We start from the raw sequence: 24,002 nt of genomic DNA, 5'->3' as shown, positions 1-24,002 counted from the left end.
GATCAGTTCCTGCGCATGTCTTTGGTGAACGGGAACTCTTTGCTGCCCGGCACATGGATGGTGGCGGGTGGCACCACCAGCATGCCCGGGGTGTGGCCCAAGGGACTGAATCGCGAGAGGCGGCGGCTTTCGGCCTCGTAGCTGTTCACCGGGAAGGTGTCGTAATTGCGGCCGCCGGGGTGGGCCACAAAGTACTGGCAACCGCCCAGCGAGCGCTTCATCCAGGTATCCACAATGTCAAAGGTCAGCGGGGCATGTACACCGATGGTGGGGTGCAGGCTGCTGGGCGGGTTCCAGGCCTTGTAGCGCACGGCGGCTACGAACTCACCCACCGTGCCGGTGCTGGTCATGGGCAGGGCTTCGCCATTGCAGGTAACCACGTAGCGGCTCTCATTCAGCCCGGTGACACGCACTTCCAGGCGTTCCAGGCTGGAGTCCACATAGCGGGCGGTACCGCCGGCGGAGCTTTCTTCGCCCATCACATGCCAAGGCTCCAAAGCGTTGCGCAGGGTCATCTCCACGCCCATGCTCTTGACCGAGCCCACCATCGGGAAGCGGAACTCGTAGTGCGGGGCGAACCAGCTGGTGTCGAACGCGTAGCCGGCCGCGCTCATGTCTGCGATCACATCATCAAAGTCCATTTTGATGAAGGTGGGCAGCATGTAGCGGTCGTGCAGCTCGGTGCCCCAGCGTGTGACCGGGGCCTTGTACGGTGACTTCCAGAAGCGTGCCACCAGCGCGCGCAGCAGGAGCTGCTGTACGCTGCTCATATGGGGGTGCGGTGGCATCTCGAAGGCGCGCAGTTCCAACAAGCCCAGGCGACCTGTGGACGAGTCCGGCGAGTACATCTTGTCGATGGAGAACTCGCTGCGGTGGGTGTTGCCGGTCACGTCGATCAGGATGTTGCGCAGCGTGCGGTCCACCAACCAGGGCGGCATGCTCTGGCCATACAACTCGCGGTTTTTGTAGATCTGCTCGATGGCAATTTCCAACTCATAAAGCTGGTCGTTGCGGGCTTCGTCCACGCGCGGGGCCTGGCTGGTCGGGCCCACAAACATGCCGCTGAACAGGTAGCTCAAGGACGGGTGGTTGTGCCAGTACAGCAGCAGGCTGGCCAGCAACTCCGGCTTGCGCAGGAAGGGGCTGTCGGCCGGGGTGGCACCGCCCATCACAAAGTGGTTGCCGCCGCCGGTGCCGGTGTGGCGGCCATCGGTCATGAACTTCTCGGCACTCAGGCGCGACTCGAACGCTGCGTTGTACAAAAACTCGGTGTTGTAGACCAGTTCTTTCCAGTTGGTGACGGGGTGCACGTTGACCTCGATCACGCCCGGGTCCGGGGTGACTTGCAGGAGCTTCAAGCGTGGGTCGCGGGGGGGCGGGTAGCCTTCCAGCACGACTTGCATCTTGAGCTCGGTGGCCGTGGCCTCGATGGCGGCCAGCAGGTCCAGGTAGTCTTCCAGACGCTCCAGAGGCGGCATGAACACATACATCACGCCCGATTTGGAGCCCACAGCCTCGGCCTTGGGGCCACTGGCGCGGCGTGGGTCGCGTACTTCCACGCACAACGCAGTGCGGGTGATCCAGTGGGCGGACTCAAAGCGGTTCGGAGCCTGTGCGTACATCGCCGGCTCAGGCTGCTTGGCGCTTTGGGCGTTGGTGGCAATGCTGGTGTCGCCGGTACCCTTGGCGGTTTGCATCTTGCGACCGGCTTCCGGCACGGCGAGGTTGCCGGCCAGGTAGGGCACGCCGTTGGCAGCAACTGATCCTGCACCTGCGGCCCCGGCGGCGCCAGCATTGGCGGTCGTCGTGACCGTGGTTGCGTTGGGCGAATAGCGCTGCGCAAAGGCTGCGTGCGGGGGCAGTGCGCCGCGGTCTACAGTCGGGTCGCGTTCCACCAAATAGGGGTAGTCGCCTTGGCTGACCCAGGGCAGGGAATCCAGCGGCAGTCGCAGGCCCATGGGCGAGTCGCCTGGCATGAGGTACATGCGTTCATCGCGGAAGAACCAGGGGCCGGTAGTCCAGCTCGGGCCTGTGAGGCGCGGGCCATCGCCCACCTTGAGCGGCAGCACATAGCCCACCACGGAGTCCAGCTTCTGCTCGAAGACGCGGCGCAGGCGGGCGCGCTCCATCTCGTCGTCGAGCTTGCTGTTGAAGGGGTCCACATTGACCGGCAGCCGGCGCTCGCGCCACAGGTAGTACCAAGTGTCTTCATAGCCGGCCTGCACGTACTTGTCGGTCAGGCCCAGCTTGCCCGCCAGGGTGCGGATGAAGTAGCCCGCGTCTTCTGCGGTGTAGTGGGTGGGCTTGCGCTCGTCGGTGAAAAGGGCGGGGTTGTTCCACACCTTTTGTTTGTCGGCACGCCAGTAAATATTGAGCGCCCATCGCGGCAGCTGCTCGCCGGGATACCACTTGCCCTGGCCGAAGTGCAGAAAGCCGCCCTGGCCGTATTCGTCGCGCAGTTTGTGCACCAGCTCGGTGGCGAAGCCGCGCTTGGTGGGGCCCAGGGCGTCAGTGTTCCATTCGGGCGCGTCACGGTCGTTCACCGCCACAAAGGTGGGCTCGCCACCCATGGTCAGGCGCACGTCGCCGGCCACGAGTTCTGCGTCTACCGCGTCGCCCAGGGTCATGACTTCGGCCCACTGCTCGGGCGTGTAAGGCTTGGTGACGCGGGGGGATTCGTACATGCGGGTGACTTGCATGTGGTGGGCAAATTCCACTTCGCACTTGTCCACGCCGCCTTCGATCGGGGCTGCGCCGCTGGGCTGCGGGGTGCAGGCCAGCGGGATGTGGCCCTCGCCGGCCAGCAAGCCGCTGGTCGCGTCCAGCCCGATCCAGCCTGCGCCGGGGAGATAGACCTCGCACCAGGCGTGCAGATCGGTGAAGTCGACTTCGGTTCCGCTGGGGCCGTCCAGGGATTTGACGTCCGGGGCCAGCTGAATCAGATAGCCCGACACAAATCGTGCGGCCAAGCCGCAGTGGCGCAGCAGTTGCACCAGCAGCCAGCCGGAGTCGCGACACGACCCGCTGGCCAGCGTCAGGGTTTCTTCCGGCGTTTGCACACCGGGTTCCATGCGGATGGTGTAGCTCACGGCCTTGTGCACCAGCTGGTTGATGTACACCAGAAAGTCGATGGTGCGGCGTTCCTTAAGATCGATGGCGTCCAGGAACTTTTTGAATGCCGGCGTCAGCGGCTCTGCCACCAAATAAGGAGCGAGCTCCTGGCCCAGCAGCTTGTCGTACTTAAACGGGAAGTTCTCGGCCGTGGGTTCCAGGAAGAAGTCAAAGGGGTTGTACACCGCCATTTCGACCACCAGGTCGACTGTGACTTTGAACTCCTTGGTTTTTTCGGGGAACACCAGGCGGGCCTGGTAATTGGCAAACGGGTCCTGCTGCCAGTTGATGAAGTGGGTGCTGGGCTCGACTTTGAGCGAGTAGGAAATGATTTTGCTGCGGCAGTGCGGGGCAGGGCGCAGGCGGATGACTTGGGGACCGAGGTTGACCAGACGGTCGTACGAGTAATGGGTAACGTGGTTCAGCGCTGCGTGAATGGACATGGGCCGGTCTCGGTAGATCTCACAGGGGACGCCGTGCAGCGGTTGCAGCACGGCCCCCATACTAACAATCGGGTTTGACAGGCTTTCCAAGCAAGGTCCGCGCCATGGGCCTTGTGTGTGCTTCACACCACAATGTGGCTGGCGTTAGCATGAAGGCATGTATGCAGCGGCACCCCGACTGGCTGGAGGGTCCCGCACCGGCCTCGCGCTTGGTGCGGGCCTGTTGGCCGGCATCGCTTTGCAGCTGCAGCAGGCCGCATTGGCAGCATGGTGGGTTTATGCCGCATTTGTACTGCTAGCGCCCGTACTCTATGCGCGGGTAGCTACCAAAAAAATAGCAAACATAAGGGTGCAATGCCTAGTGCTGATCGCTGGGCTTGCGTTTGCCTGGGGCCTCACCGGTGTGCGGGCGGTGGTGTTTGTGAGCCAAGCCCTGAATCCGGCGCTCGAAGGGCGCGATGTGTGGGTGACCGGGGTGGTGGCTGACATGCCGCAGACCACCGAGGCGGGGGTGCGCTTCCGCTTCGCGCCTGAGGAGGCGACATTGGACGGGCAGATCGTGCGCCTTCCGGCTTTGTTGGATCTGGGCTGGTACACCAGTGCCTACAACGCGCAAGCCCAGCTTCCGGAGCTGCAGCGCCCGCCGGTGGACGTGCGGGCCGGCCAGCGCTGGCGCATGCAACTTCGCTTGAAAGCGCCGCATGGTAGCGCCAACCCCCATGGGTTTGACTACGAGCTTTATTTGTGGGAGCAGGGCGTGCAGGCTACAGGTTATGTGCGCGCCACTGCCAGCGCGCCGGTGCCGCAGTTGCTGGGGCAGACTTGGCAGGCGCCGGTCGCACTGGCCCGCCAATGGACGCGGGAGCGCATCCTCACCCATGTGGCCGATGCCCGCTCTGCCGGATTGCTGGCAGCGCTGGTGGTGGGCGACCAGCGGGCCATAGATCGCAATGACTGGGATGTGTTCCGGGCGACCGGGGTGTCGCACTTGGTCAGCATTTCGGGCATGCACATCACCATGTTTGCGTGGGCGGCTACCCTGCTGGCAGGCCGTTGGTGGCGGCGCTCGACTTGGCTGTGTAACCGCTTGCCTGCAGCCCATGCCGGTTGGCTGCTGGGCGTGGCCCTCGCAAGTGCCTACGCGCTGATTTCGGGCTGGGGTGTGCCGGCGCAGCGCACGTGTCTGATGCTGGCCATGGTGGTTTTCCTGCGTGTATTGGGCGTGCGCTGGCCGTGGCCGTGGGTTGCGCTGTGGACGGCGGTGGTGGTGCTGATGTGGGACCCTTGGGCTATGTTGCAGGCCGGTTTCTGGTTGAGTTTTGTGGCGGTAGGCATCTTGTTCGTCAGCTCTGTTGCTACGAATTCAGGAGCTGCTCGCGCAGATTCCACGGGCGCCAGAGGTCAAAATGGCCACGAATCCGGAATAGCAGCCCCGCAGAGGGCGTGGGCCCAATTTCTGCACTCCGTTTGCGGAATGTGGCGCGAGCAGTGGGTGATCACCCTCGCGCTGGCGCCGTTGGTCTTGCTGTGGTTCGGACAGGTGTCCTTGGTGGGTCTGGTGGCGAATGCATTTGCCATTCCCTGGGTCACGTTGGTGATCACTCCTTTGTCCCTGGCCGGCGTGTTGTGGTCGGAGGTGTGGACAGCGGCCACCGGAGCCGTAGCGCTGCTGTATGCGGCGCTCGATGGATTGGCCGCCTTGCCGTGGGCCACGCTCAATCTTCCCCTGCCGCCCCTCGCATTGGGTATCTGGGCGGTGGCGGGCGGCGTGCTGCTGGTGTTGCCCCTGCCTTGGGCAGTGCGGGCTATGGGGGTGATGCCGGTGCTGGCTTGCCTACTCTGGCGGCCGCCGCTGCCGGCGGAGGGCGAGTTTTCGCTGTTGGCGGCGGATATCGGGCAGGGCAACGCGGTCTTGGTGCAAACAGCCAGGCATGCCTTGCTGTTCGATGCCGGCCCGCGCTACAGCCTGGAGAGTGATGCGGGTAATCGCGTGCTGCTGCCCTTGCTCAAGGCGCTGGATGTGCAGCTGGATACCGTGGTGCTCAGCCACCGCGATACCGACCATGTGGGTGGCGCTGCCGCCGTGCTGATGATGCAGCCGCAAGCCGCCCTGCTGAGCTCCATCGACCCGCAGCATGCCTTGCAGCAACTGCGCCAGTCCAGCCGTTGTGAAGCGGGCCAACGCTGGGTGTGGGATGGGGTGGACTTCGAGGTGCTGCAGCCGCCGGCCGGTGCGTATGAGCAGCAACCGCCGCCCAAATCCAATGCCTTGTCCTGCGTGCTGCGCATCAGCAACGGCAGGCAGACGGCCTTGCTCACCGGAGACATTGAGGCACCCCAGGAGCTCCAGATGTTGGGCGACCCGCACACGGCTTCCAAGCTGCGAGCCGATGTGCTGTTGGTGCCGCACCACGGCAGCAAAACATCAAGCACGCCCGAGTTCCTGCAGGCGGTGCAGCCACGCCATGCGCTGGTGCAGGCGGGCTATCGCAACCGCTACGGCCACCCGGCCGCGCCGGTGCTGGAGCGCTATGCGGCTCTGAGCACCCATTTGGTGTTGTCGCCCCGTTGTGGTGCGGCTCGCTGGCGCTCTGCAGAGCCCCAAAATGTGGCGTGTATGCGGGAAGACGAGCGGCATTATTGGGCTCATGATGTGCCATAGTGGTGCATCGGCGCTGTGGCCCGAAGTTTGCATAAGAGGTAATCAGAGAGGTCTTTTACATGCAGAAATTCGACGAGATGTACACCCAGCTCCCTTATGAATTTTTCAGCAAGGGCAGCCAGATAAGAGACCACTACAAGATTTACGACGAATGGCTCGCTCGCCAGCCCGGCGACATGATGGCCAAACGCCGTGAAGAAGCGGAGATGATCTTCCGCCGAGTGGGCATCACCTTCGCCGTGTACGGCGAAAAAGACGAGGACGGCTCGGGCACCGAGCGCCTGATCCCGTTTGACCTGATTCCCCGCATCATTCCGGCCCACGAGTGGTCCAGCATGGAAAAGGGGCTGGTGCAGCGCGTCAATGCGCTCAACCGCTTCATTCACGACATCTACCACGACCAGGAAATTCTGAAGGCCGGCGTCGTGCCGCGTGACCAGATTGAGGGCAACGCTCAGTTCCGCCCCGAGATGGTGGGGGTGGATGTGCCGCACCAGATTTACTCTCACATTTCCGGCATCGACATCGTGCGTGCGCCGGACGCCAAGGGCAACGGCGAGTACTACGTGCTCGAAGACAACCTGCGCGTACCCAGCGGTGTGAGCTACATGCTGGAAGACCGCAAGATGATGATGCGGCTCTTCCCCGATCTTTTTTCAGCCCACCGTGTGGCGCCCGTGGCCCATTACCCCGACTTGCTGCTGGAAACCCTGCGCCAGAGCAGCCCTGCCACCACCGCCGAGCCCACCGTGGTGGTGCTCACGCCCGGCATGTACAACAGTGCTTACTTTGAGCACGCCTTCCTCGCCCAGCAGATGGGGGTGGAATTGGTCGAGGGGCAAGACTTGTTTGTCAAAGACAACTTTGTCTACATGCGCACCACCCGCGGCCCACGCCGTGTGGATGTGATCTACCGCCGTGTGGATGACGACTTCCTGGACCCCACCGTCTTCCGTCCCAGCTCCACGCTGGGTTGCGCTGGGCTCATCAATGCCTACCGTGCAGGCAATGTGACTATCTGCAACGCGGTGGGTACCGGCATTGCGGACGACAAGTCCATTTACCCCTACGTTCCCAAGATGATCGAGTTCTACCTCGGTGAGAAACCCATCCTGAACAACGTGCCCACCTACATGTGCCGCAACAAGGATGACCTGGCGTACACCTTGGCCAACCTGAAAGACCTGGTGGTGAAAGAAGTGCACGGTGCCGGTGGCTACGGCATGTTGGTGGGGCCTGCTGCCACCAAGGCCGAGATTGAAGACTTCCGCAAGGCCGTGCTGGCTAACCCCGCCGGCTATATCGCCCAGCCCACCCTCAGCTTGTCGAGCTGCCCCACCTTTGTGGAGAGTGGTATTGCCCCACGCCACATCGATTTGCGCCCCTATGTGCTATCGGGCAAGACCGTGCAAATGGTGCCCGGTGGGCTCACCCGCGTAGCGCTGAAAGAAGGCTCGCTGGTCGTCAACAGCAGCCAGGGCGGCGGCACCAAAGACACCTGGATTCTGGAAGAAGACGTGCCTGCACCCACTGCAGCCGCTACCCAGACGCAAACACAGTCAGCTTAAGGACGAGGAAACCTTTCTATGTTGTCACGCACCGCTGACCACCTTTTCTGGATGTCCCGCTACACCGAGCGGGCCGAAAATACTGCGCGCATGCTGGATGTGAACTACCAGACATCGCTGCTGCCCCAATCACAAGCCGTGGCCCAGATGGGTTGGCAAGGCTTGCTATCCATCAGTGAATTGCTCTACTCCTACAAAGAGCGGCATGGCGAAATTCAGGCCCGCGAAGTGATGGACTTCATGGTCAAGGATGAGAGCAATCCGTCTTCCATCATGTCTTGTCTGAGCGCTGCGCGCGAGAACGCCCGTGCGGTGCGCGGAGCGCTGACCACCGAGGTGTGGGAAACGCAAAACACCACCTGGCTCGAAGTCAAACGCATGATCAAGAGCGGAGACTTTGAAAAAGACCCTTCGCAGTTTTTTGAGTGGGTAAAGTTCCGCTCCCACCTCTCTCGCGGCGTCACGGTGGGCACCATGCTGATGGACGAGTCCCTGCACTTCATGCGCTTGGGCACCTTCCTGGAGCGGGCCGACAATACCGCGCGTTTGGTGGATGTGAAGTTCCATGCCGTGCAAAGTGATTTTTTCGGTGCTGCCAGCGAGAAGGACCAAGAGTACGACTTCTACCACTGGAGCGCCATCTTGCGCAGCGTGTCGGCGTTTGAGATCTACCGCAAGGTGTACCGCGATGTCATCAAGCCTGAGCGCGTGGCGGAGTTGCTGATTCTCAAATCCGATATGCCCCGCTCCTTGCACGCCAGCCTGAATGAAGTGGTGGGTAACCTTGCCCTCGTGGCCAGCAACCCGGCGAGCGAAACCTTGCGCCGAGCCGGCAAGCTGCGCTCTGAGTTGCAATACGGCCGCATCGACGAAATTCTGGCGACCGGCCTGCATGCTTACCTGACCCAGTTCCTGGACCGGGTCAATGACCTCGGCGCGCATATCAGCCGCGAGTTTCTGGTTCCAGTGACCTGAAGCAATAGGACAAACCCATAGAAAAAACGGCCCGCGAGGGCCGTTTTTTATGGGGTGTCCTGAGCATAATGTTCAGACCAAGGAGCACCTATGCGCGTAGCCGATATTGACCGCGAAATTGAGACAGCGCGGGCCGAAGGGCCCCTGAAAGACATCGTCATCCAGCCCTGCCCGGCGCTGCTGTCCGACTTGCGGGTCGAGGTGAACCGTGAGGACCCGGAGCCCGCCACGATTGCCCGCATTGCTTCGCGCGATGTGGCCATGGCGGCAGCGCTCATCAAGGTGGCCAACAGCCCCATTTATGCCCGGTCCCGCCCGGCCGCCACTGTGGCCGAAGCAGTGGCGCTACTAGGGATTTCGCAGACGGTGTCCATCCTGACGGGCTTTCTGTTGCGCGAGACCATACGGGTCAAGTCGCCCTTGCTCGAACACTTTTGGGAAACGTCGACCCGGCGGGCCTATGCCATGGGGTACATCGCGAGGCAGATGTATGGCGTGAATGCTGACATTGCCCATACCTGCGGATTGTTTTGCAATGTGGGCATCCCGGTGATGCTGCAAGGCATCAAGGGCTACGAGGCCACGCTGGCCCATGCCTTGGCGCAGACGGAAAAAACCGGAACCGAGGTGGAGAACGAAGCGCACCGTACCGACCATGCGGTGGTGGGGGCTATCGTCGCCAAGACGTGGCGCCTCTCTCCCGATGTGGCCCACGCCGTGCGACTGCACCACGACTTCACGGTGCTCAAAGACGACAACATTCCATCCACGGTCCGCACCCTCGTTGCCATGGCCTTGCTCGCGGAACATCTGGTCGCCCTGCATGAAGGGTCCCGGGAAAACCGCGAGTGGGAGCTGCACGGGGCGGAGTGTCTGGCCTTCCTGCACGTCAGCGACGAAGAGATCGAGCACTGGTCGGATGCTCTGCATGAGCAGTTCACCGGCCCTGCCGGTTTCTGAAAATCAGGGACTCTGCCTGTGAGCTCAGGGCAGGGGGGCGACGCGGGCTTCCAGCTCCAAAGCGCGCACCTTGTCGGCCGCAGCGTCGGCCTCGGCCAAAGTATCAAACGGACCCACCTGGATGCGGGTGCGGTTGCCTTTGGGGAAGCGGATCTCTTTGCTCACTACCGGCAGTTCCGCATCCATAAGTTTGACCAGCGCATTGCGTGCGTTGTTGGCATCGCCAAACAGCCCCACATTCACCACGAAGCGACCCGCAGCCGGCGTTTCGGCAGGCGCACTCGCTGCTGGGCGTGGAGTGGCTGGTGCCACGGGAGCTGACTGTCCCAGGGATGCAGCCACTTCGCGCGCAGCGGACTCAGCAGCAGCAGAGCGCAAAGCCACCGGTGCCGGCCCGGATGGTTTTGGGGCAGCTTTTTCACCGGAGGACTTGGCTGGCGCCGGGGCCGGGGCCGGGGCAGATGCTGCGGCGGTTGGAGCGGGGCGTACAGGAGTCACGGCACTCGCGGAGGCCGCAGGCTTGTTCGCGACGGCAGGCGCAGCTGCGGATACCGGGGCTTTTGCGGCTGTTGCAGAGGCTGCGGCAGCGGGCAATCTGGCCGGGGTCGATGCGGCGGGGACGGGCGCACTGGCTGCAGTCTGCCCGGGCTTGGCTGCGGGTGAAGAAGCCGCTTCGGTGGGCGGCTTCGCGGCAATTACAGCGGAACTGGTCGCAGGGGCTGCAGGCGTTGCGGTTGAGCTGGCCGGCGCCGCTGCAGATGACGCCACCGAAGGTACCGAAGCAGAGGCTTTGGCGCTGTCCGCCGCCGTGGCGTCTACCGCCCGGCCACTCGCCACATTGCGCCCTTCAGGCGCTGCAATTACCGCCACGGGCGTGCCCGCCGGCAGGGGCTCAAAGCCGGAAAACATGGCGTACGACTGGGCAGCGATGGCGGCTACTGCCAAGTTGCAGGCTGCAATGATGATCAAACCTTTGCGGGTACCGGCCTGTTTGCTGAGTTGGGCGCAGGCCTCCGGCACGGTCTGATTTTTGGCGAGGGCGTTTTGCACCCGTTGGCGAGTGGCCAGGTAGTAAAGCGCGTTGCCACCCAAGCCGGGCACTGCAAAGGCCAAGCCCACCAAAGCTGCCAGCAGGCCCCACTGGGTGCCTTCCGAAAACTGGAACACCAGCTTGCCGATGCCGAACAACAACAAGGCCAATGCCACGATGCTGCCGCTGTACACCAGGGCTGCATGCCAGAGCTGGCGGAACATCAGCCAGTTCAGGGTGTTGAGCGCAGCAGCCCAGTTCCAACTCAGCCCTGGGCGGTCTGCCGCCTCGAACCGCGTAAAGCGGGGCAGGTAGTAGCCGTTGCTGATGTCACCGATGGCCGCACGGTAGAGCGCGGTGGTGGAGTGCTCGTCCGTGTTGTCCAGTGCGGTGGTGGGGGCGGTGGCCATGGCTTATTTTGGCATGCCTGTCTGGGCTTGTACTGCTTGGGCCACGGCCTGTCCGAGATCAATGACCGCCATGGCGTAGTAGCTGCTCCAGTTGTAGCGGGTAATGACGTAAAAGTTCTCGGTGCCTGCCACATAGGTCGGGGGCTCGGCTCCGTTTTGCAGCTCGATCAGGGCCAGCAAGCCGGCGTGCGCCTGGCCTGCGGCATCCAGCACCACACCTTTGTCCTGCATGGTGGGGGGGCTGAAGGTCGGCACGATGTCCGGGGCCATCAAGGCCGCCTGGTCCAGGCGTGCCATGTCGAACTGCACCGGGTAGTGGGTGGGCATGCCCCGTTGCCACTTGAATGCCTGGAAGTAATTGGCCACTGAGCCGATTACATCGGCCTGGCTGTGGAACAGGTCTACCCGGCTGTCCGCGTCAAAGTCGATACCGTACTTGGCCCAACTCGAGGGCATGAACTGTGGCCAGCCCATGGCGCCGGCGTAGCTGCCGCGCAGGGCCATGGGGTCGGTGCCAGTGCGTTGGGTGAGGCTGAGGTAGGCCTCGAGTTCGGTCAAAAAGTAGGCAGCCCGTGCAGCCTTACGCGGGTGCGCGTCCGGAAAATCAAAACTCAGGGTGGTCAATGCGTCAATGACGCGGTAGTTGCCGAGTTGCTGGCCGTAAATGGTCTCGACACCGATGATGCCGACGATGATGCTGGCCGGTACACCGGTCTGGGCTTCGGCGCGGGCCAGCGTTTCTTGGTTGGCGAGCCAGAATTTAACCCCTGCCCTGATGCGGATGGGCTCCACGAAACGGCTGCGGTAAAGGGCCCAGTTTTTAGGGGTGCCTACCGCAGGTGGCGTGATCGCCCGCACCACGGAAGGAACCATACGGGCCTTCGACAAGGTGGCACGGACCCAGGCGGGGTCCAAGTTGCGGCGCTGGGCGATGTCGTCTGCCATGCGCATGACGTCTTCCCGGTCGCCGTAGGGTGTCCCTTCGGTAGCTGCCGCTGAGGCCTTGGTTACGGCTTTGGATTTAGCGTGTTTTTTGCCGGTAGCGCCCATGGAATTTGCGCAAGCTGCTATCAAAACGAGAGTAAACAGAGTTTTTTTCAGGGACACAACAGAGTCTTGCAAAGGGTGGGTGCCGGTTATCAGGCACGTGCGGGCACATGGCTGGCAGTGTAGCCAGTCACAAGATGCGTCGAGTCTTTCAGCCCCGCTGCAATGGCGGGTATGATTTTGCTTAATTTGTGCAAAACGCACATTATTTGTTTTAAATAATCAAATTAACTCATGAGCTTATCGCCCCGAATCCGTATTGCCCTGGCGGGCAGTGCCCTTGTTATCACTGCAGGCGCTCTGGCGGTCCCGTGGTACAGCTCGCGCATGTTGGCGGCCGGCTTGCAGGAGCTGGCGCTCGAGCACTCCAAGGGCGACTTGCGCATCCGAAATCTGGCGCACGAAGCCGGTTGGCTGAGTTCTTCCGGAGCACTGGATCTGGAATGGCATAACCAATGTGCCGAAGACGCCGAGGGGCCGACCGTAGTGCATCTGGAGTACCGCGCCCGCCATGTGCCGGATTGGAAGGGCCTGACGCGCTTTGACTGGTCTGCAGCGCCGGCGGGCGAGGCAGCTACCGGTGTGCAACAACTGCTGCGCGGGGGCAAGCTCACCGGAACCGGTCACGCGGGCTTCGATGGCACTTTCAGTACCGAGATGCAACTGCCTGAGCTGGGCATGGTGGCCAACGGCGAAACTCTGCAGGTGACGCCCTCCGGCGGGCGCATGGAGCTTGGGAAAACGGCCTTGCGCTTTGACTGGGTCTTTGAACGCATGGCATTGCGCGGCAATGGCAATGCCCTGGAGGCCAAACACATCACTCTGAGCCTGGATCTGAAAAACCGGACGGTAGGTACGGGCCGCGCGGCCTTGGACATTGAAAGCATGAGTACCACCGACGTGACCCTGCAAGGCCTTCGCGTCAGCAGCGAAACGACCGAGCGCGGTGACCGACTGGACTCCAGGGTCACCGAGTCGGTACGCAGTGCGCAGTTTCTGGGGCAAAACCTCAAAGACCTGGTGCTGGAGGCCGAAGTCAAAGGCCTGCATACCGCCAGCGTGCAGACACTGAGCAAAGTGTTCAGTGAGAGTTGCGGCCTGCAAAACGCGACGGCCGACGAGAAGCTACAAATGCGCACTGCCCTGAAGAAGCTGCTGCTCGCCGGGTTCAGTGTGGGTATCCCCAAGCTGCAGGGCAGCGGCAATGAGGGCGGTCTGGATGGCAATCTGGTGCTGACTGTGGCCCCCGCGCAGGGCGACGAGGTGCTGCTCGCCAGCCAGCTCTCCAGCAGCGGGCACATCAATATCAAGGGCAAGCTCATGCAGCCTGAGCAAAAGGCATTCGCCTTGTCCACCGGGTACGCGAATGAAGTACCTGATGGGGTGCAAGCCGGCTTTGAGTACGGCGCCGGCATCCTGAAGGTTAGCGGCAAAACGCTGGATGGCGCCATGGTTCAACTGGGTCTCCAGAAACTGGATGCCTGGATCAAAGCGTTCCTGGCGGGTGAGAGTTTGGCACTGCCCGAGGAGGAACTGCCCGCAGTGGCGCCTTCAGAAGCGCCTGCGGCTTCCCCCTCCGCACCGGCCTCCTGAGCCCTCAGGCCTGGAACCAGCGCAGGGTGTTCAGTTCGCGGCGCAAGTTGCGCAAATCCGCGGCGTTGCCCTTCTGTTTGGCATAGCGCCACGCTTCCAAGCGCATGAGCCAAGCGATAGCCTCGGGCGTGGCCCGCGCGTCACCCTGAAGCAAGTTCGCCAGTGCACGTGGCGTCCCATCCTCCGGCACCGGCAGGCCCAGTGCACGCAGGCGCTGCCTCGCACCTTGTAGCAAACGCAGCCAGGGGTCCTGGCGTTGCCGCTCCCACCAGTTCCAGCCAGCGCCCGCCAGGCTGGCAGTGACGATCAGGCCGATCAGCACAGTGCTCAGGTCCTGCCAGTCCGGCGCGCTGAAGCCCATGTTGCGCAGCAAATCCATTTGCTTGGCCTGGCTGTAGTTCAGCACCCACTGGTTCCAACGGTTGTTGGTGGCTTCCCAGATCGCGCGCAGGTTCACCGAGAAGCCTGGGCTCACGGTGTTGAGGGCTTGGGTAAACACATTGGGTTGGGGTTGCAAGCGGGTGTAGGTGCCTATACCCACCCGGCCCGGCGAGACGGCCGATGTCGGGTCCACCCGCACCCAGCCGCGGCCGGCCATCCAGACTTCAGCCCACGCGTGGGCATCGCTTTGCCGTACGGTCCAGAAACCATCCACAGTGTTGACCTGCCCACCCTGGTAACCGGTGACGACACGGGCGGGTATATCCAAAGCGCGCATCAGGATGACAAAGCTCGACGCAATGTGTTCGCAAAAACCGGCCTTGCGGTCGAACCAGAACTCGTCGGCCGTATGGGTGCCATAGACGCCGGGCTCCAGGGTGTATTCGTAGCCGTCTCTGCGGAGTTTGCGCAGCAAGGCATCCACCAGCGTTTGGGCGTCGGCATTGGCCAACGCTGGCTGGCTGCGCAGGTTGGCGGCCAGTTGCAGGGTACGGGGGTTGAAGCCCGGAGGGAGGTCTAGGTAGTCCTGCAGGCCCACGGCCAAGCGGTTGGGGCCATGCCGGAAGTCAGGGTAGCTGGTAGCGCGGTAGCGCACAAGATCAGCAATCGGCTGGTCGGCTTGCCATTGCAGGTCGGGCCCCATGCTCACGCTGTAGCCCACGATCTCGGGTGCCTGTGGTGTGGCGTCCAACACCATGAGCCACGGGCGGTTGTTAGCCGCCAGGGTGACTTGGTAGCTCACGGGGTTGCCGCGCACCGCGAGTTCGGGCTGCAGCTGGACGCGGGAGGGGAAAGCCGAGCGCAGCGGTTTCCATTCGCGTCCGTCAAAGGTGGAGAACACCGGGCCGCGGAAATACATCTGATCCTGGGGCGGCGGCGGGCCGTCAAACTTGATACGCATGGCAATGCTGTCGTCCAGTGCGAGGCTGGCAATCGTGCCTACCTGCATTTGGCCGGAGAGGCCGCTGCGCCCGCTCATCGCGTCGCCCGGCAAGCCCCACAGCGGAGCGATGCGGGGGAACAGCATGAACAGTGCCGCCATGATGGGGGCGCCGGCCAGCGCCATCCACCCCGCCATGCGTGCGGCCTGCATCAGGGGCGGGCGGCCGACCGGCATGTGGCTGTTGACCAGCGCCGTCAGCAGGCCCAGCAGGGCGATCACCATGGCCCCCGCAGTCAGCAGGCTTTGCGAGAAAAAGAAGTTGCTGAGCATGGTGAAAAAGCCCAGAAAGAAGATGACGAAGGCATCGCGCCTTGCCCGCATCTCCAGGGTTTTGAGTGCCAGCAGCACCACGATGAAGGTGACCCCGGCATCCCGCCCGAGCAGGGTGCGGTAGCTGAACCAGGTGCCGGCCGTGGCCAGCGCCAGCAAGGCCAACAGCCACCAGCGCGAAGGCAGGGGGCGGCTGCCCCAGGCCAGCACGCCGCGCCACAGCAGCACTGCGCCTGCCATCGCGCTGCACCACCAGGGCAGGCGGTCCAGCTGCGGCAGGATGACCCAGGCAATCACCCCCAGCAAAAACAGGGTGTCGCGGGCCTCACGGGGCAGGGTTTGAAGGCGTTGCAGCATGGCGGCGGTCGGGGTTCGGTGGGCTCAGGCCAGCGCCAGGGCTTGCAAGCAGTTCTTTTGGTGGGCCGGTCCGCTATCGGGCGCCAACTCGTGCCAGCCCAAACGCAAACCGTAGCGCAGGCCACGGGTTTCGGCTTGCAGCACCCAGGCACACAGGCGAGAGAGGGCCAGCTCTCGCACGCCACTGGCAGCGCGGCTGCGGAGCTGGTTTTCCACAGCGCCCAAGTCCAGCCACAGCTCCAGTCGCTGGGCTTGTTGGGCATCGCGGCTGACCAGTTCGTCGCTCTTGGCGGCCTTCTTCCAGACCACGAGTTTGAGCGGGTCGCCCCGGCGGTAGGCACGTACACCATCGAACTCGCCGGTGGTGTGGCGCTGGGCGGTTTGGGTGCCGCCGCTGCGCGGCTCACCCGGTGGTAAGGGGGGTGGATTCAATTCCGGCGCGGGGTATACCAGCACCTTGGAGGCCGGGCGCCACACGGTCCAGACCCGGAAGGTCCCTAGCGGAAAGCGGGTTTCTGCGGTCAGGGCCGGCAGGGGCTGCAGCCCACGCACCGTGGCGGGAAAGCTGATCTGCACCTTGGCGCTGCCTTGCGGGCCCACGTCGGTCCAGCTCCAGTGTCCGCTGCCCAGAACAGCCAGGCCGATGCCGTAACGGTTGCGTTTGGACGGGTTGTTGAGTTGTATGCCCAATGGCACGCTGGCGCCCGCGAAATGTGCGTCAGGCGCTATCAAATGCATAGTGAGGCCACTGAGCGTCCCGTGGCACACATGTACGCCAATGATGGCAGCCCCGGTCAGCATGAAGGTCAGCAGATAACCCAGATTGAGCTGGTAGTTGATGCTGGCCACCAGCAGCACCAGCAGCGTGAGCCCCAGCATAAAACCCGGCCGCGTGGGCAGGATGTACACATTGCGCTGGGTGAGGGTGGTGCTGTCCTTGAGTGGCAAGCGCGCTTGCCACCAGGCTTGAAAGCGCCACCGCACAAGGGTGAACGGATTCCAAGTCAGAGCACCCGTGGATCCGGCTCCACCGGTCCACCGGGTGCGCCCCCCTGGGGGGGAGGCGCCAAGGGCGCTTAGTGGGGGGGCCATCAGGGCAGCGGAACCGATTGCAACATCGCGCGCACCTGCTCTTCGGCACCGCGCCCCGCGTCACCTACCGGAATCAGCCGGTGCGCAATGGTTTGCGGCAGCACGGCCTGCACATCGTCGGGTGCCACGTAGTCACGGCCGCTGATCAGGGCCTGGGCTTTGGCGGCTCGCAGCAACGCAATACCGGCGCGGGGCGACAGGCCTTGCAGGAACCAGCGGCCGCTTCGGGTCGCGGTGATCAGGTCTTGCACATAGTCCAGCAGCGGGTCGGCTGCATGCACGGCTTGCACCGCCTGCTGCAGGCGATCCAGCTCATCTCCTTGCAACAGGCTGGGCAGGTGGTCGACCATGGCGCGGCGGTCAACGCCTGCGAGCAAGGCGCGCTCAGCCGCACGGTCCGGGTAGCCCAGGGAGATGCGCATCAGAAAGCGGTCCAGCTGGGATTCGGGCAGCGCGTAGGTGCCGAGCTGGTCCAAGGGGTTCTGGGTGGCGATGACGAAGAAAGGGCGGGGCAGGGCGCGGGTTTCACCTTCTACGGTGACCTGCTTTTCTTCCATGGCTTCGAGCAGGGCGCTCTGGGTCTTGGGGCTGGCGCGGTTGATTTCATCGGCCAGTAGCACCTGGGCAAACAAGGGGCCGGGGTGGAATACAAAAGCTTCTTTGCCGCGCTCGTACACCGACACGCCGGTCAGATCGCTGGGCATCAGGTCGGAGGTGAACTGCACCCGCGAAAACTGCAAGCCGAAGGTGCGCGACAGCGCGTGGGCCAAGGTGGTTTTGCCCACGCCGGGTACGTCGTCAATCAGCAGGTGACCACCGGCCAAGAGGCAGGCCACGCAGTCGCGGATCTGATCGGGTTTACCCACAATCACCGTGTTAAGCTGGTTGAGCAGGGATCTGAGTTTGTCTTGGATGTCCATAAAGAGACCTTACCCGAAAATCAAAAAAGCCGAGACACAGGTGAAGAAGACCGGATACTTTACGCACCGCGATTGCCACTTGCACGAGATGGGCCGCGGCCATCCGGAATGCCCCGAACGCTTGAGTGCGATCGACGACAGGCTGCTTGCCGCCGGCGTAATGGATGCGCTGGATCGCCGGGAGCCGCCACTGGCGCCGCTGGCAGATTTGGAGTTGGCCCACAGCCGCATGTACGTGGCCTCAGTCCGTGGACTCACCGACGCCCTGCGGGACGATGTTGCGGCGGGTGGTCCGACCCATGCCCAGGTGGATCCCGATACCTCCATGAATATCCACACATGGGATGCGGCTTTGCGTGCGACAGGTGCCGCATTGGCCGCCACCGACGCTGTCATAGCGGGGGAATTGGAGAATGCGTTTTGCTCGGTGCGCCCGCCCGGGCACCACGCCTGCAAAAGCGAAGGTATGGGCTTTTGCATTTTCAACAATGTGGCAGTGGCTGCGCGTTACGCGCTGGAGCGTCACGGCTTGCAGCGTGTGGCCATCGTGGACTTTGATGTGCACCACGGCAATGGCACAGAAAACATCGTCGCCGGCGACCAGCGCATATTGATGCTGGGTTTTTTCCAACATCCGTTTTACCCCTATGGGGGCGCCCAGTCGCATGCCAGCAATCTGTTGAATGTGCCCGTGCCGGCCTATACCCGGGGCGATGCCATTCGGGATCTGGTGAAGGAACAGTGGCTGCCGCGCTTGGAGGCGTATCGCCCGGAGATGATTTTTGTCAGCGCCGGCTTTGATGCTCATCGAGACGACGACCTAGGCCAGATGGGCTTGTTGGAAGACGACTACGCGTGGATGACGCGGCAGATCAAGGCGGTGGCGGACCGGCATGCGCAGGGACGCATCGTTTCTTGCCTGGAGGGCGGGTATAACCTCGACGCCTTGGCGCGCAGCGTGGAAGCCCATGTGCGTGTGCTGGCAGATTTGTAATTGATATTTTGTGAAACCGATGGCTTCTTTGAAACACATTCCCGCACCCCAGCCGATAGACGACTTTGCCGGCTGGCTGGATGCATTTACCCAAGCGACAGTTTTGCTGGAGTTGGCGGCATTGGGCGTGAGCGTGCTTGCCGCCTGGGGGCTGGTGGCTGCCTTGCGCAAAGCGCTGGGGCAGCAGGAAGAAAAATCGATCTGGTTCGGCCGGCGGGTGATCGACGGGGTTTTGTTCCCCTTGGTACTTTTGTGCTTGGGCTATGTGGCGCTGGAGCTGCTGAGCCACTTTGTAAACATCGCGGTATTCCGGGTCGTGATACCGGTGTTGATCTCGCTGGTAGTGATCCGGGTGGGCGTCAAGGTCTTGCAGGCGACGTTTGCGGAGTCGCGCTGGATCAAGCCTTTGGAACAGACTATTTCATGGGTCGCCTGGATGGCCATGGTGCTGTGGGTGAGCGGCTTGTTGCCTGTCATTCTCAATGAGCTGGACCTGATCACCTGGAAGGTGGGTGGAACCACGCTGTCGGTGCGCAACATTCTCGAAGGCATGGTGACTGCGGGCGCGGTGCTCATCATCACGCTGTGGATATCGGCCGGCATTGAATCCCGCTTGCTGCGCTCAGCCACCGGCGGCGAACTCTCGCTGCGCAAGGCGGCCAGCAATGCCGTTCGCGCGGTGCTGATGTTCGTGGGTTTGATGATGGCGCTCTCAGCCGTGGGCATTGATCTCACTGCTCTCTCGGTGCTGGGCGGGGCAGTGGGCGTGGGTATCGGTCTGGGCTTGCAGAAGCTGGCGGCCAACTATGTATCGGGCTTTGTGATTCTGACGGAGCGCAGCATGCGCATTGGTGATGTGGTGCGGGTCGACGGGTTTGAGGGGCAGATCACCCAGATCAACGCCCGCTACACCGTGGTGCGCAGCCAGACCGGGCGCGAGTCCATCGTGCCGAATGAAATGCTGATTACCCAGCGTGTGGAAAACCTCTCATTGGCTGACCCCAAGGTGAACCAGAGTGTGTCGGTGACCGTGGGTTATGACAGCCAAGTGGAGCAGGTTATGGTCTTGCTGCTGGAGGCGGCACTGAGTCAGCCGCGCGTTTTGCGGGAGCCGGCGCCGGCGGTGCAATTGGCCAACTTCGGGGCAGATGGGCTGGAGTTTTCTGTGGCTTACTGGATTGACGATCTGGAAAACGGGCAAGGCAATCTGCGTTCAGAAATCAACCTCGCCATTCTCAAGACCCTGCGCGAGCACGGCATTGACATTCCCTATCCCCAACGGGTCGTGCATACCAAGGTGCATTGACGGTTTCTGAGTCCCCGCCCTAAAAGTTAGCGGGACAAGTCTGCACAGACCGGCGGGCCCCGCTATAATCGCAAAAAAGCACGATCGTTCTATTTTATCTATTTCGGCTTGCCGGTTCCCTCATTTCGCAGGGAGCAGGCAGTCCGGCATAGAATCTGATGATTGACGTGCACGTCAACTAAAACGACCAAATTTCTAACTATCTGGAGTCGCAGCAATGAAAGTCCTGGTACCCGTCAAACGTGTGGTGGACTACAACGTGAAGGTTCGCGTCAAGTCGGACAACACGGGTGTAGACATCGCCAACGTCAAGATGAGCATGAACCCCTTTGACGAGATCGCCGTGGAAGAAGCCGTGCGCCTCAAGGAAAAGGGCGTGGTCACTGAAGTGATCGCCGTGTCCTGCGGCGTGGCCCAATGCCAGGAAACCCTGCGTACTGCCATGGCCATTGGTGCCGACCGCGGCATTCTGGTGGAAACGACTGAAGAGTTGCAACCCTTGGCCGTGGCCAAGTTGCTCAAGGCGCTGGTCGACAAAGAGCAGCCCGGCCTCGTGATTCTGGGCAAGCAAGCCATTGACGACGATTGCAACCAGACCGGGCAGATGTTGGCTGCCCTGGCTGATCTGCCCCAGGCCACGTTTGCCTCCAAGGTTGAAGTAGTGGACGGCAAGGCCCACGTGACCCGTGAAGTGGACGGCGGCCTGGAAACTCTGGCGGTAACCCTGCCGGCCATCATCACCACCGACTTGCGTCTGAACGAGCCCCGCTACGTGACCTTGCCCAACATCATGAAGGCCAAGAAGAAGCAACTCGACACCTTCAAGCCTGAAGACCTCGGCGTGAATGTGGCTCCCCGCATCAAGACCCTGAGCGTGGCTGAACCTGCCAAGCGCAGCGCCGGTATCAAGGTGCCCGATGTGGCGACCCTGGTGGACAAACTGAAGAATGTTGCAAAGGTAATCTGATCATGACCGCTCTTGTTATCGCCGAACACGACAACGCATCCGTCAAGGGTGCCACCCTGAACACCGTGACTGCTGCCGCCCAAGCGGGCGGTGATGTGCACGTGCTGGTTGCCGGCAGCAATGCGGGTGCCGCTGCTGCCGCTGCTGCGCAAATCGCCGGTGTGACCAAAGTGATCCATGCCGACAGCGCTGCTTTCGAGCATGGTTTGGCTGAAAACGTGGCAGCCCAGGTGTTGGCCATCGCCGCTGCCTACAGCCACATCGTTTTCCCGGCTACTGCCTCCGGCAAGAACATCGCTCCCCGTGTGGCGGCCAAGCTGGATGTGGGCCAAGTGTCTGACATCACCAAAGTGGTGAGCGCCGACACCTTCGAGCGCCCCATTTATGCCGGCAACGCTATCGCCACTGTGCAAGCCACTGACGCCGTGAAAGTGTTGACCGTGCGCACCACCGGTTTCGATCCTGCAGCGGCTACGGGTGGCAGTGCAGCGGTAGAGACCGTGACAGCTGCAGCCACTAGCGCAGCCGTGACTTTTGTGGGTTCCGAAATTGCTAAGAACGACCGCCCTGAGCTGACAGCTGCCAAGATCATCGTTTCCGGTGGTCGTGCGCTGGGCTCTTCTGAAAAGTTCACTGAGGTCATGACGCCCCTGGCTGACAAGCTGGGGGCTGCCTTGGGTGCATCCCGCGCCGCAGTGGACGCGGGTTACGCGCCCAACGACTGGCAAGTGGGCCAGACTGGCAAGATCGTGGCACCCCAGCTGTATGTGGCTTGCGGTATCAGCGGTGCCATCCAGCACTTGGCCGGCATGAAGGATTCCAAGGTCATCGTCGCCATCAACAAGGACCCTGAAGCCCCCATTTTCAGCGTGGCGGATTTCGGTCTGGAAGCCGACCTCTTCACTGCTGTGCCGGAACTGATTGCGGCACTCTGATGCCGGTCCGAAAAAGGGGCATCGCACGCGGTGCCCTTTTTTTTGGTCCTGCCCGTTACCTACCCTGTCTGTAACCCCAACAATAACTGGAGACTCACCATGAGTTACGTCGCACCCGTCAAGGACATGCTGTTCAACATTCAGCACCTGGCCAACATCGAACAGATCGCCCAACTGCCCGGCTTTGAAGATGCCGGCCTCGACACCGCCCAGGCCGTGCTGGAAGAGTCCGCCAAGTTCACCGAAGGCGTTCTGGCGCCCCTGAATTGGGAAGGGGACAAAAACCCCTCCAGCCTGAAAGACGGCGTCGTCACCGCCACTCCGGGTTTCAAGGATGCGTTCAAGCAATTCACCGACGGTGGCTGGCAAGGCCTGCAGCACCCTACCGACTTCGGCGGCCAAGGCCTGCCCAAAACGATTGGTGCCGCTTGCGGCGAAATGGTCAATAGCGCCAACATGAGCTTTGCCTTGTGCCCTCTGTTGTCGGACGGCGCCATCGAAGCTTTGCTGACAGCCGGGTCTGATGAACTCAAAGCCACCTACCTCGAAAACCTAGTGAGCGGCAAATGGACAGGCACCATGAACCTGACCGAGCCCCAAGCGGGTTCCGATCTGGCCCTGGTGCGCAGCCGTGCTGAGCCCCAGCCGGACGGCACTTACAAAGTCTTCGGTACCAAAATCTTCATCACATGGGGTGAGCACGATATGGCCGAGAACATCGTCCACCTGGTGTTGGCCCGTGTCAGCGGCGCACCCGAAGGCGTCAAAGGTATCAGCCTGTTTGTGGTGCCCAAATTCATGGTGAACAAAGATGGCACTCTGGGCGCCCGCAACGATGTGCACTGCGTCTCCATCGAGCACAAAATGGGCATCAAAGCCAGCCCGACTGCAGTGCTGCAGTACGGCGACAACGGTGGTGCCATCGGGTACCTCGTGGGACAGGAAAACCGGGGGCTGGAGTACATGTTCATCATGATGAACGCGGCCCGCTATGGCGTAGGTGTGCAGGGCATTGCGATTGCAGAGCGGGCTTACCAGAAGGCGGTGCAATTCTCCAAAGACCGCGTGCAAAGCCGCCCGGTGGATGGATCTACACCCGGCAGCGCCCCCATCATTCACCACCCTGATGTGCGCCGCATGTTGATGACCATGCGCGCTTACACCGAAGGCTGCCGTGCGTTGGCCAGCGTGGCTGCCAGCGCCTACGACGCAGCGCACCACCACACCGACACTGAGGCCCGCAAGCAGAACCAGGCCTTCTATGAGTTCATGGTGCCGCTGGTCAAAGGCTACAGCACCGAAATGAGCCTGGAAGTCACTTCGCTGGGTGTGCAGGTGCACGGCGGCATGGGCTTCATCGAAGAAACCGGCGCGGCCCAGTACTACCGCGACGCCAAGATCCTCACCATTTATGAGGGCACCACAGCCATTCAGGCCAATGACCTCGTGGGGCGCAAGACCTCCCGCGACGGTGGCCAGATTGCCAAGGGTATAGCCTGCCAAGTGGAAGCGACCGAAGCCGATTTGCTGGCCAGCGGCTCCGCGCATGCGCTGGCGGTTGCCAAGCGCCTGAAGGCAGCACGTTTGGCGTTCATCGACGTGGTCGAATTCGTGGCTGGTAACACCAAGGCCAGTCCGAACGCGGTGTTCGCCGGTAGCGTGCCTTACCTGATGCTCGCAGGCAACTTGATGGCCGGCTGGCAATTGGCCCGCTCGCTGCTGGTGGCTGAAAAGGCGATTGCTGCTGGTGAGGATGTGGCCTTCATGCAGGCCAAGATCACCACCGCACGCTTCTATGCCGATCACTTGTTGAGCAAGGCCGGTGGCCTGCGCGACAGCATTGTGGAAGGTGCCGACAGCGTCACCGCCTTGCCGCTCGACGCTTTCTGATGGGCTTGCCGGCGATGCCGGCAAAGTTGATGCTATAGATTTGGTAGCTGCCCGCGCATATGCAGCGGGCGCTACCAGTCAATTTCTC

General features: G+C 62.3%; 16 protein-coding genes. 10 read left to right on the top strand and 6 right to left on the bottom strand.

All coding sequences use genetic code 11. From position 1 onward, the window contains the following. Positions 1-2 precede the first annotated feature (2 nt). Complete coding sequence (locus tag AEP_RS05150; protein ID WP_087497192.1) at positions 3-3,554, bottom strand: transglutaminase family protein; 3,552 nt, start codon at positions 3,552-3,554, stop codon at positions 3-5. Positions 3,555-3,711: 157 nt separating this feature from the next. Here AEP_RS05150 and AEP_RS05145 point away from each other — a divergent pair, with 157 nt between their 5' ends. The 4 genes from AEP_RS05145 (at position 3,712) to AEP_RS05130 (ending at position 9,719) form a co-directional block, all read left to right on the top strand. After that, positions 3,712-6,216, top strand: a complete 2,505-nt coding sequence (locus AEP_RS05145) for a DNA internalization-related competence protein ComEC/Rec2 (RefSeq protein ID WP_087494395.1) — start codon at positions 3,712-3,714, stop codon at positions 6,214-6,216. Positions 6,217-6,275: 59 nt separating this feature from the next. Then, complete coding sequence (locus tag AEP_RS05140) at positions 6,276-7,784, top strand: circularly permuted type 2 ATP-grasp protein (protein ID WP_087494394.1); 1,509 nt, start codon at positions 6,276-6,278, stop codon at positions 7,782-7,784. A gap of 18 nt (positions 7,785-7,802) precedes the next feature. After that, positions 7,803-8,759 carry an alpha-E domain-containing protein gene (locus AEP_RS05135; protein WP_087494393.1) on the top strand — a complete coding sequence of 319 codons (957 nt, stop codon included), beginning with the start codon at positions 7,803-7,805 and terminating at the stop codon, positions 8,757-8,759. A gap of 90 nt (positions 8,760-8,849) precedes the next feature. Further along, positions 8,850-9,719 carry an HDOD domain-containing protein gene (locus AEP_RS05130; RefSeq protein ID WP_087494392.1) on the top strand — a complete coding sequence of 290 codons (870 nt, stop codon included), beginning with the start codon at positions 8,850-8,852 and terminating at the stop codon, positions 9,717-9,719. 24 nt (positions 9,720-9,743) lie between these two features. On the opposite strand, the gene AEP_RS05125 is transcribed toward AEP_RS05130, so the two are convergent. Further along, positions 9,744-11,159, bottom strand: coding sequence for an SPOR domain-containing protein (locus AEP_RS05125; RefSeq protein WP_087494391.1), 1,416 nt, complete (start codon positions 11,157-11,159; stop codon positions 9,744-9,746). 3 nt (positions 11,160-11,162) lie between these two features. Further along, entirely contained in the window at positions 11,163-12,209 is a 1,047-nt protein-coding gene (gene mltB / locus AEP_RS05120; RefSeq protein WP_087494390.1) for a lytic murein transglycosylase B, read from the bottom strand. A gap of 231 nt (positions 12,210-12,440) precedes the next feature. Here mltB and AEP_RS05115 point away from each other — a divergent pair, with 231 nt between their 5' ends. Continuing rightward, positions 12,441-13,799 (top strand): DUF945 family protein, encoded by a 1,359-nt coding sequence (locus AEP_RS05115; RefSeq protein WP_087494389.1) that lies wholly within the window; start codon positions 12,441-12,443, stop codon positions 13,797-13,799. 4 nt (positions 13,800-13,803) lie between these two features. On the opposite strand, the gene AEP_RS05110 is transcribed toward AEP_RS05115, so the two are convergent. Genes AEP_RS05110 through AEP_RS05100 form a run of 3 tightly spaced genes read right to left on the bottom strand, consistent with a single transcriptional unit; the run spans position 13,804 to position 17,822 of the window. Next, a complete protein-coding gene (locus AEP_RS05110; protein WP_087494388.1) occupies positions 13,804-15,810 on the bottom strand; it encodes a transglutaminase TgpA family protein in 2,007 nt (668 codons plus the stop codon). Positions 15,811-15,834: 24 nt separating this feature from the next. Further along, complete coding sequence (locus AEP_RS05105) at positions 15,835-16,905, bottom strand: DUF58 domain-containing protein (RefSeq protein WP_232459988.1); 1,071 nt, start codon at positions 16,903-16,905, stop codon at positions 15,835-15,837. Continuing rightward, positions 16,902-17,822: an AAA family ATPase gene (locus AEP_RS05100; protein WP_087494386.1), complete on the bottom strand. Its 921-nt coding sequence runs from the start codon at positions 17,820-17,822 to the stop codon at positions 16,902-16,904. Before AEP_RS05100 ends, AEP_RS05105 begins: the two co-directional genes overlap by 4 nt. Before the next feature lie 40 nt (positions 17,823-17,862). On the opposite strand from AEP_RS05100, the gene AEP_RS05095 reads away from it, so the two are divergent. The 5 genes from AEP_RS05095 (at position 17,863) to AEP_RS05075 (ending at position 23,914) form a co-directional block, all read left to right on the top strand. After that, positions 17,863-18,816, top strand: a complete 954-nt coding sequence (locus AEP_RS05095; RefSeq protein WP_087494385.1) for a histone deacetylase family protein — start codon at positions 17,863-17,865, stop codon at positions 18,814-18,816. A 19-nt stretch (positions 18,817-18,835) separates the two neighbouring features. Beyond that, complete coding sequence (locus AEP_RS05090) at positions 18,836-20,122, top strand: mechanosensitive ion channel family protein (RefSeq protein WP_087494384.1); 1,287 nt, start codon at positions 18,836-18,838, stop codon at positions 20,120-20,122. Between the two features lie 217 nt (positions 20,123-20,339). Continuing rightward, the gene (locus tag AEP_RS05085; protein WP_087494383.1) at positions 20,340-21,089 is read left to right on the top strand and encodes an electron transfer flavoprotein subunit beta/FixA family protein; all 750 of its coding nucleotides are present in this window, start codon (positions 20,340-20,342) and stop codon (positions 21,087-21,089) included. A 2-nt stretch (positions 21,090-21,091) separates the two neighbouring features. Next, positions 21,092-22,024 (top strand): electron transfer flavoprotein subunit alpha/FixB family protein, encoded by a 933-nt coding sequence (locus AEP_RS05080; RefSeq protein ID WP_087494382.1) that lies wholly within the window; start codon positions 21,092-21,094, stop codon positions 22,022-22,024. A gap of 99 nt (positions 22,025-22,123) precedes the next feature. After that, positions 22,124-23,914 carry an acyl-CoA dehydrogenase gene (locus tag AEP_RS05075; RefSeq protein ID WP_087494381.1) on the top strand — a complete coding sequence of 597 codons (1,791 nt, stop codon included), beginning with the start codon at positions 22,124-22,126 and terminating at the stop codon, positions 23,912-23,914. Positions 23,915-24,002: the final 88 nt, after the last annotated feature.

The organism is Curvibacter sp. AEP1-3, from assembly GCF_002163715.1.
Classification (GTDB): Bacteria; Pseudomonadota; Gammaproteobacteria; order Burkholderiales; family Burkholderiaceae_C; genus Allorhodoferax.
Note: the sequence above shows the minus strand (reverse complement) of the source record. Positions and strands in the feature narration are given on the sequence as shown.

Bases quoted from the DNA above. Each gene is read 5' to 3' on its own strand.
- AEP_RS05150 (WP_087497192.1), bottom strand. From the start codon at position 3,554: ATGTCCATTCACGCAGCGCTGAACCACGTTACCCATTACTCGTACGAC.
- AEP_RS05115 (WP_087494389.1), top strand. From the start codon at position 12,441: ATGAGCTTATCGCCCCGAATCCGTATTGCCCTGGCGGGCAGTGCCCTT.
- AEP_RS05100 (WP_087494386.1), bottom strand. From the start codon at position 17,822: ATGGACATCCAAGACAAACTCAGATCCCTGCTCAACCAGCTTAACACG.
- AEP_RS05080 (WP_087494382.1), top strand. From the start codon at position 21,092: ATGACCGCTCTTGTTATCGCCGAACACGACAACGCATCCGTCAAGGGT.
- AEP_RS05090 (WP_087494384.1), top strand. From the start codon at position 18,836: ATGGCTTCTTTGAAACACATTCCCGCACCCCAGCCGATAGACGACTTT.
- AEP_RS05140 (WP_087494394.1), top strand. From the start codon at position 6,276: ATGCAGAAATTCGACGAGATGTACACCCAGCTCCCTTATGAATTTTTC.
- AEP_RS05130 (WP_087494392.1), top strand. From the start codon at position 8,850: ATGCGCGTAGCCGATATTGACCGCGAAATTGAGACAGCGCGGGCCGAA.
- AEP_RS05125 (WP_087494391.1), bottom strand. From the start codon at position 11,159: ATGGCCACCGCCCCCACCACCGCACTGGACAACACGGACGAGCACTCC.
- AEP_RS05110 (WP_087494388.1), bottom strand. From the start codon at position 15,810: ATGCTGCAACGCCTTCAAACCCTGCCCCGTGAGGCCCGCGACACCCTG.
- AEP_RS05085 (WP_087494383.1), top strand. From the start codon at position 20,340: ATGAAAGTCCTGGTACCCGTCAAACGTGTGGTGGACTACAACGTGAAG.
- AEP_RS05135 (WP_087494393.1), top strand. From the start codon at position 7,803: ATGTTGTCACGCACCGCTGACCACCTTTTCTGGATGTCCCGCTACACC.
- mltB (WP_087494390.1), bottom strand. From the start codon at position 12,209: ATGGGCGCTACCGGCAAAAAACACGCTAAATCCAAAGCCGTAACCAAG.
- AEP_RS05145 (WP_087494395.1), top strand. From the start codon at position 3,712: ATGTATGCAGCGGCACCCCGACTGGCTGGAGGGTCCCGCACCGGCCTC.
- AEP_RS05075 (WP_087494381.1), top strand. From the start codon at position 22,124: ATGAGTTACGTCGCACCCGTCAAGGACATGCTGTTCAACATTCAGCAC.